This window comes from Actinomadura sp. NPDC000929 (assembly GCF_040492065.1).
GTDB classification, from domain to species: domain Bacteria; phylum Actinomycetota; class Actinomycetes; order Streptosporangiales; family Streptosporangiaceae; genus Spirillospora; species Spirillospora verrucosospora.
Genome location: NZ_JBEUPA010000229.1, coordinates 1 through 8,844, shown reverse-complemented (window position 1 = coordinate 8,844; position 8,844 = coordinate 1). Strand labels below are relative to the sequence as shown.

The 8,844-nt window shown below is 72.1% G+C and carries 9 protein-coding genes; 4 read left to right on the top strand and 5 right to left on the bottom strand.

The window, feature by feature from the left end:
* Nucleotides 1-365 precede the first annotated feature (365 nt).
* Nucleotides 366-755, top strand: a complete 390-nt coding sequence (locus ABWI04_RS40200; RefSeq protein WP_353835688.1) for a VOC family protein — start codon at nt 366-368, stop codon at nt 753-755.
* 109 nt (nt 756-864) lie between these two features.
* Here the strand turns inward: ABWI04_RS40200 and add are convergent, their stop codons facing one another.
* The gene (gene add, locus ABWI04_RS40195) at nt 865-1,857 is read right to left on the bottom strand and encodes an adenosine deaminase (RefSeq protein ID WP_353835687.1); all 993 of its coding nucleotides are present in this window, start codon (nt 1,855-1,857) and stop codon (nt 865-867) included.
* A 183-nt stretch (nt 1,858-2,040) separates the two neighbouring features.
* Between add and ABWI04_RS40190 the strand changes: the two genes are divergently transcribed.
* Entirely contained in the window at nt 2,041-3,159 is a 1,119-nt protein-coding gene (locus ABWI04_RS40190; protein ID WP_353835686.1) for an NADAR family protein, read from the top strand.
* 33 nt (nt 3,160-3,192) lie between these two features.
* Here the strand turns inward: ABWI04_RS40190 and ABWI04_RS40185 are convergent, their stop codons facing one another.
* Nucleotides 3,193-4,071: an iron-sulfur binding domain-containing protein gene (locus ABWI04_RS40185; RefSeq protein WP_345185710.1), complete on the bottom strand. Its 879-nt coding sequence runs from the start codon at nt 4,069-4,071 to the stop codon at nt 3,193-3,195.
* A gap of 69 nt (nt 4,072-4,140) precedes the next feature.
* Here ABWI04_RS40185 and ABWI04_RS40180 point away from each other — a divergent pair, with 69 nt between their 5' ends.
* Nucleotides 4,141-4,752 (top strand): hypothetical protein, encoded by a 612-nt coding sequence (locus tag ABWI04_RS40180; RefSeq protein ID WP_353835685.1) that lies wholly within the window; start codon nt 4,141-4,143, stop codon nt 4,750-4,752.
* A 422-nt stretch (nt 4,753-5,174) separates the two neighbouring features.
* On the opposite strand, the gene disA is transcribed toward ABWI04_RS40180, so the two are convergent.
* The 3 genes from disA to ABWI04_RS40165 form a co-directional block, all read right to left on the bottom strand.
* Entirely contained in the window at nt 5,175-6,257 is a 1,083-nt protein-coding gene (disA, locus tag ABWI04_RS40175; RefSeq protein ID WP_179845771.1) for a DNA integrity scanning diadenylate cyclase DisA, read from the bottom strand.
* 113 nt (nt 6,258-6,370) lie between these two features.
* The gene (gene radA, locus ABWI04_RS40170; protein ID WP_345185719.1) at nt 6,371-7,795 is read right to left on the bottom strand and encodes a DNA repair protein RadA; all 1,425 of its coding nucleotides are present in this window, start codon (nt 7,793-7,795) and stop codon (nt 6,371-6,373) included.
* Between the two features lie 59 nt (nt 7,796-7,854).
* Entirely contained in the window at nt 7,855-8,667 is an 813-nt protein-coding gene (locus ABWI04_RS40165) for an alpha/beta fold hydrolase (protein WP_353835684.1), read from the bottom strand.
* On the opposite strand from ABWI04_RS40165, the gene ABWI04_RS40160 reads away from it, so the two are divergent.
* Nucleotides 8,656-8,844, top strand: a 189-nt coding sequence (locus ABWI04_RS40160; RefSeq protein ID WP_353835683.1) for a hypothetical protein, incomplete at its 3' end; no start/stop codon positions are given. The genes ABWI04_RS40165 and ABWI04_RS40160 overlap by 12 nt on opposite strands.

Here is an 8,844-nt window from a genome sequence, read left to right as displayed (position 1 = left end):
AGCCCGCCGCCCATCGAGGGCGCGGTCAACTTCAATAAGGACTGACGTCCCGCGCGCGAAGGCCCGCGCCCGGTTCCCGGTCGCGGGCCTTCCGCGCGTTCGCGGCTCGCGCGTTCGCGGCTCGCGCGTTCGCGGCTCGCGCGTTGGCGGCTCGCGCGTTGGCGGCTCGCGCGTTGGCGGCTCGCGCGTTCGCGGCTCGCGCGTTGGCGGCTTGCACGTGGCAGCTTGCGCGTTGGCGGCTCGCATGTGTGGGGCTCGCCTATGGGCGGCTCGCGTGTGGGGGTGGCTCGCGTGTGGGTGGCTCGCATGGTCGCGATTCTTCTGGGCAGCCTCCCCTCACAAGATCGACTGTCTCGGGAGCCGCCATGAGCCGTCTGACCCTCTCCGCCCCCGTCCTCGACGCCCCCGACCCGCACGTGCTGGCGGACTTCTACCAGCGCCTCCTCGGTTGGACGGTCGTGCAGGACGAGCCCGACTGGGTGAAGCTGCGTCCCCCGGGCGGCGGAACCGGCCTGTCGTTCCAGACAGAGCCGCTCTACAAGCCCCCCACGTGGCCCGCCGCGGACGGCGCCCAGTTGCAGATGGCCCACCTCGACTTCGAGGTGGACGACGTGGACGCCGCCGGAAAGCACGCCGAGGCAGTGGGCGCCGTCCTGGCCGACTTCCAGCCGGATGACGACTTCCGGGTCTACCAGGACCCGGCGGGGCACCTGTTCTGCCTCTTCACGCGCGAGCCGGAGAAGCCGGTGGGTTAATCCACAGAACGCTGTTCGGTCTCCGGCGCCCGCCGCTCTCGGGAACCCTGAAGGTGACTTCAGGGAGGCCCAGTGTGCGACCAGATCGCCATCCGAAGACCCCGCCCGCTCACCTCGAAGCGGAGGGGGGCGGGGTGGCAAGCCAGGCCTGTATCGCTTCTCCGAGGGCCTTCTTGGTCTGAGGCGGGGCGAAGGAGGCGGTGACCGAGGCTCGGGCCAGGTCGGCCAGGGTGAGGTCGTCGTAGGCGAAAGTGGCGCGGACGTGCGCGTACTCGGTGGCGAGGGGGGTGTTGATCAGGGCGGGGATGTCGGTGTTGAGAGTGACCAGCAGGCCCGCTTCGCGGAGGCGGGGGAGGGGGTGCGCGTCCAGGGACGGGACGAATCCCAGCGCGACGTTGGAGGAGGGGCAGACCTCCAGGGGGATCCCGCGTTCGCGGACCTCGGCCACCAGGTCGGGATCGTCCAGGATCCGGATGCCGTGGCCCAGCCGCTCGGTGCGGCCGGGGCCGAGCGCCTGCCGGATGCTGGCCGCGCCCTCGGCCTCGCCCGCGTGGTGGACGACGTGGAGCCCGGCGTCGTGCGCGGCGGCGAAGACCTCGGTGAACGGGTCACCGGGGTGGGCCTCGTCGCCGGCGAGGCCGACGGCGACCACGCGCTCGTGACGCCGGGCCAGGTCCAGGGTCCGCCAGGCGCGCTCGACGGAGCGGCGGCGGGAGTGGTCGAGGATCACGCGGCACTCGATGCCGAAGGCCTCCTGGCCCGCCTCAAGGCCCTCCAGGACGGCCGCCAGAGGCATGCCGAGGTCTCCGAGGCGCTCGCCGTGCGCGGCGGCCGTGAACGAGACCTCGGCGTACCGGACGCCCTGGGCCGCCTCGTCCTCGCAGAACTCGTAGGCGATGCGGTGGAAGTCCTCAGGCCGCTGCAGGCAGGCGCGGACGAGGTCGTTCTGCGCGAAGAAGGAGGCGAAGTCGCCGAACGCGCCGAGGTCTTCGGGGACCGGCACGCCGTTGGCGGCGCCGATCTCGCGGAGTGTGGCGCCGCGGACGGTGCTCTCAAGGTGGACGTGGAGGTGGGCTTTGGGCAAGGTCAGCAGATCACGCACTGGCGTACGGTACGAGCCCGGGCCCTGGGCTGACGAGCGAATTTCCGTTGACCGGCGGGGCGGGACCGGCCCAAGATCGACCGAATGCGCGGCCCCGAGGTGCGGTTCGGGCCACCGGGTGAGGTGACGGCGGCCGAGCGGCTGCGCTCCGCTTCCCTGGATGAGGATTGAGGAGTTTCCCTGTTGCTACGGATCCACCGGACAGAGGACGGACGGCGCATCGAGGGCGTCGCGCGGCCCGTCTTCATCCACAACGGCTCCTACCACCTCACGAACCTGCTGGTGTTCGCGGACGGCGCCATCAACTGCTGGGAGTGGGTCGACCTGGAGGGTCTTCGGGGGAAGCTCGAATGCGGCTGGGTGGTGACGGAGGTGCCCGAGGGCGGTGAGATCAGCGCGTTCGAGCTCGGCCGGTGGAAGGCCGCCGAGCCGATGTTCGGCCTCACCTCGGAGATGCTGCTGGGGGAGGTGGCCGACGACATCGAGCGCCTGAACGACCGGCCCGATTCCACCGACCGCTGTCTGGCGGCGCTGGACCGGTACCTGGAGTCGCGTGACGAGGCCGACCGGCTGGCGCTGCGCGAGGCCTACCTGGCGATGCCCGCCCACAAGCGCCACTATTCGCTCGGTGACATGGACAACAAGGACCGGCCGCTGGTCTTTCTGTGCACCGACGTCGGGGAGCGTCCGATCGGCGGCTGGTTCGACGATGACGTGGTGACCGAAGCCATGCGGGAATGGGCTCTGGACTACTTCGCGGAGGAGGCCCGCGCACGCGCCGAATACGAATCGAAGAGGTCGGGGGACGATCCACAGGAACCCCCGGGCGGGACGATTCACCTGGGCGGGCGCGTGTTTCCGCGAGGATGGCCGGAGAACCCGGGAATCGACGCCCTGCAGAACGACTACCCGGCCCCGATCGAGGCCGGCGGCGTCCTCTACCCGTCGGTCACGCACGCCTACTGGGCGCTGTCCACCGAAGATCCCCAGGTCCGGGAGCGAATTCGCGCCGCGGAACGCCCCTACGACGCCCAGAAGCTCGCCGAAGAGGCCTCACGCGTCCAGGGATGGCCGCAGGTCAGGACGGCCGTGATGGCGGGCCTCATGCGCGCCAAATACGCGCGGCATCCCGAGCTGGCGGAGATCCTTCTCGGCACGGGAGACGCCCCCATCGGGTATGGCGGAATCGAATCCGACCACTGGATCACGCGCGGAGACAGAGGCCGCAACTGGGTGGGCCGGCTGCTGGAGCTCATCCGATCCGAAATACGCGCACAGAGAGCCGGCCTGCCATTCCCCTGAGAAGGCGGATCCCCTGCGGACGGTCGCGAGAGTTCAGCCGGGAAGGGCGTAGCGGCCGTCTTCGAGGGGGTCGACCAGGCCGTCCGCGATGAGGGTGTCCAGGGCGCGTTCGCGTTGGACGGCATCCGACCAGACGATGTCCAGGGCTGGTTTCTCGACCGGGTGCTCGGCGTCCCGCAGGACGGCCAGGAGTCGCCCCCGGCATTGCCGGTCGGTTCCGGCGTACGTCTGGCCCCTTCGCGGCGGCCCGTCGTAGGCGGGACGGCCGGTCAGCTGCCACGTGCACCTGTCGATGACGGGGCAGTCGACGCAGCGAGGCGAACGGGCTGTGCAGACGAGCGCGCCCAGTTCCATGACCGCGACGGCCCAGCGGGCGGCGGTCGGCGGGTCGAGCGGCAGGAGGCTCTCCGCGAGTGTGACCTCGGCCTTGGTCTGCGCCTTCGGCGGGTACTCGACGCCGGAGAGCAGCCGGGCCAGGACCCGGCGGACGTTGGTGTCGAGGACGGCGTGCCGCTGCCGGAACGCGAAGCTGGCGACGGCGGCGGCGGTGTAGGCGCCGATGCCGGGGAGCGCCAGCAGGTCCGCGTGCGAGGAGGGGACGTCGCCGCCGTGCCGTTCGGTGATCGCACGGGCGGCCTCGTGGAGGCGCAGCGCGCGGCGCGGGTAGCCGAGCCGGCCCCACGCGCGGACGGCCTCGCCGGACGGTTCGGCGGCGAGCGCGGCGGGCGTCGGCCAGCGGGTCGTCCAGGCCTCCCAGACGGGCAGGACGCGGGAGACCGGTGTCTGCTGAAGCATGATCTCGCTGACGAGGACGCCCCAGGGGGTCGCGTCCGGCGCCCGCCACGGGAGGTCCCGTGCGTTCGCGTCGTACCAGGCGAGGATCGGCGTGGTGAGTGCGGATTCGGTGTTCATGGCGCGTCGCCATTGTGGCACGCGGCGGGTCGTCCGCTCTTCCCGCCCGGGCGAATGCATACTGCCCGCATGGGGGCGAACACTGAGCGCGACCGGGACGGCTCTGGGCTCGATCGGTACTGGCGCCGGCGCGTGTGGGCCCTGGCAGGCGTCCTCGGGGCCGTGGGCCTGCTGGCGTGGACGTGCCAGGGAGGCGCCGGGGAGGAGAAGCCGGGCCGCGACGCGGGCGCGGCCGAGCGGACGAGCGCCCCGCCGCCGAGCGCGATGCCGACGGTCACCGTCACCACGACGACCACGCCCGCGCCCGAGCAGGCCGACGGCGGCCCCTGCGGCCGCGGTGACCTTGTGGTGAACATGTCCGCCGCGAAGAACGTCTACGCGGGGTCCGAGCGTCCGGAGTTCCGGGTCACGGTCGTCAGCACGCGTGACGGCTCCTGCGCGTTCGACACGGGATCGCTGGAGGTGCGCATCACCTCCGGCGCGGACCGCGTCTGGTCGTCGAGCAAGTGCCGCAAGGGCGAGGCCCCCAAGGCGACGCTACGGCGCGGCATCCCCTACGTCGACGACGTCGTCTGGGACCGCCACCGCGACTGCAAGAACACCGTCCGAGCCCGCCCCGGCACCTACGTGGCCACCCTGAAAGGCGCAAAGGCCAAGAAACAAGTCTTCGCCCTCCGCTAACCCCTCGCCCACACCCCAACCCGCCCCGCGTGCGCTGGCCCCAACTCGCCCCGCTTGTGCTGGCCCTTGCCCGCCACCTGCGCTCGCCGTCCCGCCGCCAGGGGTGCCTCGGGTTGCGCGGCCGGAGTTGCCGAATGTCGTGGCTGCGCTGGCCCGCTGTGAAGGGCGCAACGAATCTTCAGCTCCGCCGATCCAGGGCCTGCACTGCCTGGGCCCGCTGACTGTGGTGGCCGCCCGCTGCCTGCGCTGGGCGGTGCTGCTGCCTCGGCCCTCTTCGCTCGCCTTGCGGCTCGCTACGCGACCGGGCCTGGGCGAACGCGGCATCGCTTCGCGATCTGCCCGGCTCCACTCGCCGCCGACTTCGCTCCATCGGCCAGGTCACGCGTTCGCGCGTGCGGCCGAGGGCCACTTCGAGGCAGGCCCTAGACGTAGCGTTCGAGGATGGACGATTCGGCGAGGCGGGAGAGGCCCTCGCGGACGCTGCGGGCGCGGGACTCGCCTACGCCGCCGACCGCCTGGAGGTCGTCGATGCTGGCGGCCAGGAGTTTCTGCAGGCCGCCGAAGTGCTCGACGAGGCGTTCGACGACCATGCTCGGCAGGCGCGGGACCTTGGCGAGCAGCCGGAAGCCCTTGGGGCTGACGGGCAGGTCGAGGGCGTCCGGGCCGGCGAAGCCCATGACCTCGGCGACCGTGGACAGGTCGAGGAGCTCGTTGGCCGACAGGGTGTCGAGGGATGACAGGATGGCGTCCACGCCGCGGGTGCGGGTGTCGTCGGACGGGTAGTCGCGGACGATCAGCTGCCGGTCGACGTCCACGCCGGAGACCAGCTCGTCGAGCTGGAGGGACAGCAGGCGGCCGTCGGTGCCGAGCTCGACGACGTAGCCCTCGATCTCGTCGGCGATGCGGCGCACCATCTCCAGGCGCTGGACGACGGCGCTGACGTCGCGGACGGTGACGAGGTCCTCGATCTCCAGGGCCGACAGCGTGCCGGACACCTCGTCGAGGCGCAGCTTGTAGCGTTCGAGCGTCGCCAGGGCCTGGTTGGCCTTGGAGAGGATGGCCGCCGAGTCCTCCAGGACGTAGCGGATGCCGTCGAGGTAGAGCGCGATGATGTGCATCGACTGGCTCACCGAGATGACCGGCAGGCCGGTCTGGCGGGCGACGCGCTCCGCGGTGCGGTGGCGGGTCCCCGACTCCTCGGTGGGGAGGGTGGAGTCCGGCACGAGGTGGACGGCGGCGCGGACGATGCGGGTGTGGCTGTCGTCGAGGACGATCGCGCCGTCCATCTTGGCGAGCTCGCGCAGCCGCGTGGCGGAGAACTCGACGTCGAGCTCGAAGCCGCCCGTGCACAGCTCCGCGACGGGCTTGTCGTAGCCGAGCACGATCAGGCCGCCGGTGTGGCCCCGCAGGATGCGCTCCAGTCCGTCCCGGATCTGGGTGCCGGGAGCCACCGCGGCCAGTGTGGCGCGGCGTCGTTCGTCATGACCCTTGTCGTGTGATGGCACCTGGCCCCCGGAGGTCGCTGGACGGCGCCAGTTTACCGAGGCGGGCCGCGCGCTGGTTCCTCCCCAGGTCGCAAGCGTGCGTTGTGTGAAGTAATACTCTGGCGGGACGCCTGTCAGGGAGCGGTAAACGCGACCTGCAGCGCCTGCTGGAGGCTGTCGACCTCCATGACCTTCATGCCCTCGTAGCTGCTGAGCTGCGGGTCGGCGCGTTTGAGGGGCCCGTCGGCCAGTTCGAGGGAGCCGCGCGGGATGACGGCGTACTTGAACCCGAGCCGGGCCGCCTCGGCCAGCCGCCGCTGGACGCCGGGCACGATGCGGACCTCCCCGGCGAGGCCCACCTCGCCGAGCGCGATGAGGCTCGTGGAAAGGGCCTGCTCGACGGTGGAGCCCGCGACGGCGAGGCCGAGGGCCAGGTCGACGGAGGTCTCGGCGAGCCGGACGCCGCCGACGGTCGAGACGTACACGTCCTGCTCGTGCATGGAGATCTTGCAGCGCTGCGCGAGGACGGCGAGGACCATCGCGACGCGGGAGGTGTCGAGCCCGGAGGTGGCGCGCCGCGGCGCGGGCAGGTGCGACTTGGCGACGAGGGACTGCACCTCGGCGACGAGGGGGCGGCGCCCTTCGAGGGTGACGGTGACGCAGGTTCCGGGGACGGCCTCCTCGCGGCGGGTGAGGAACAGGCCGCTCGGGTCGGGCAGCCCGACGATGCCGACCTCGGACAGGTCGAAGCAGCCGAGCTCGTCGGTGGGGCCGTACCGGTTCTTCATGGCGCGGATCATGCGGAGCCGGGAGTGCCGGTCGCCCTCGAAGTACAGGACGACGTCGACCAGGTGCTCCAGGAGGCGCGGCCCGGCGATCGAGCCCTCCTTGGTGACGTGGCCGACCAGCACGACGGTCATGCCGCGCTCCTTGGCGACCCTGATCAGGTTGGCGGCGACCTCGCGGACCTGGGTGACGCCGCCGGGCGCGCCGTCGGCCTCGGAGGTGCCGATCGTCTGGATGGAGTCGACGACGAGCAGCCCGGGATCGACCGACTCGATGTGGCCGAGGATGGCGGACAGCTCGGTCTCGGCCGCCAGGTACAGCCGGTCGGTGATCGCTCCGACGCGGTCGGCGCGCAGCCGGACCTGCTCGGCCGACTCCTCCCCCGTGACGTACAGGACGTTGCCGCCTTCGGAGCCCGCCGCGTCCGCCGTCGAGGCCAGGGCGGCGACCTCCAGCAGCAGCGTCGACTTGCCGATGCCGGGCTCGCCCGCCAGCAGCAGGACGGCTCCGGGCACGATGCCGCCGCCGAGGACGCGGTCGAGCTCGTCCAGGCCGGTGGGGCGCGTCTGCGCGGACCGCACGTCGACCTGCCCGATCGGGCGGGCCGGTGAGCTGACCGGCCCGGCCGACACGACCCGGGCCGGGGTCGCCGACGCGGCCTCGGTGACCGTTCCCCATGTCTGGCACTCGCCGCAGCGCCCGACCCACTTGGAGGTCTGCCATCCGCATTCCGAGCACCGGTAGGCGGCCTTGGCCGTCTTCGCCTTCGCCATGCGCGGAAGCGTAGGGCCGGGCACCGACAGTATTCATCCCGCGCGCGGGATGAGGGGGCTCAGCTTTCCTTGCGGGCCCGTTCGATGAGGTCGCCGAGGTGGTCGGACACGATGCTCGGGCGTTCGAGCATGGCCATGTGCCCGGCGCCGGGGACGACCTCCAGCCGCCCGGACGGCACGCAGGAGGCGATCTTCAGGCTGTGCTCGACCGGGGTGAGCATGTCGTTCTCGGCGCCGATGACCAGGGTGTCGGCGCCGCCGAGGGACGCGCACTCGCTGATCACCTCGGTGGTGATCATGGAGCGGAAGAAGTCGACGAAGGCGTCCATGCGGGTGTCGGTCATCATCTGCTCGGCGAAGGCGACCGCGGCGGGGCTGGCGTCCGGGCCGAAGGCGACCAGGTCCTCGACGAGGGCGGCGGCGTCGCGGCCGAGGTGGCGGACGCGCTCGACGACGCCCGAGCCGGCGCCGAGCGCGCCGAGGGCGGCGGGCATGAGGCGGTGGGTGGTGCGCGCGATGAGCGCGGGCATGCCGAGCGTGACCTCGCCGAGGCCGCCGGACGACGTGCACAGCAGCCCGGCCGCGAGGATCTTGCGTCCGACCAGCTCGGGGTTCTCGTCGGCGTACCGCATGATGGTCATGCCGCCCATCGAGTGGCCGACCAGGACGACGGGGGTATCGGCGGGGACGGTCGCCTCGATGACGGCGCCGAGGTCGCGGGCCAGGCGGGGGACGGCGTAGCCGTCGCGGGCGCCGCCGTCGGAGCGGCCGTGGCCGCGGTGGTCCCAGAAGACGAGGCGGCCGAGGCCGCGCAGGGCCTTGCGCTGGAAGTGCCAGGAGTCCTGGGTGAGCGTCCAGCCGTGGCAGAACACGACGGCGAGGTCGGTGCGGTCCTCGCCGTCGATCTCCGCGTAGAGGCGGGTGCCGTCGTCGGCGCGGACGGGCAGGGGGCGATCACCAAGAAGCTGGTCCGCGAGCGCGTGATCCGCGACGGGCTGCGCATCGACGGCCGCGGCCTGAAGGACATCCGCCAGCTGACCGCCGAGGCG

What these genes read in the sequence shown, in the direction of transcription:
- ABWI04_RS40180 (WP_353835685.1), top strand. Translation starts at nt 4,141, where the DNA reads ATGGGGGCGAACACTGAGCGCGACCGGGACGGCTCTGGGCTCGATCGG.
- ABWI04_RS40185 (WP_345185710.1), bottom strand. Translation starts at nt 4,071, where the DNA reads ATGAACACCGAATCCGCACTCACCACGCCGATCCTCGCCTGGTACGAC.
- radA (WP_345185719.1), bottom strand. Translation starts at nt 7,795, where the DNA reads ATGGCGAAGGCGAAGACGGCCAAGGCCGCCTACCGGTGCTCGGAATGC.
- ABWI04_RS40200 (WP_353835688.1), top strand. Translation starts at nt 366, where the DNA reads ATGAGCCGTCTGACCCTCTCCGCCCCCGTCCTCGACGCCCCCGACCCG.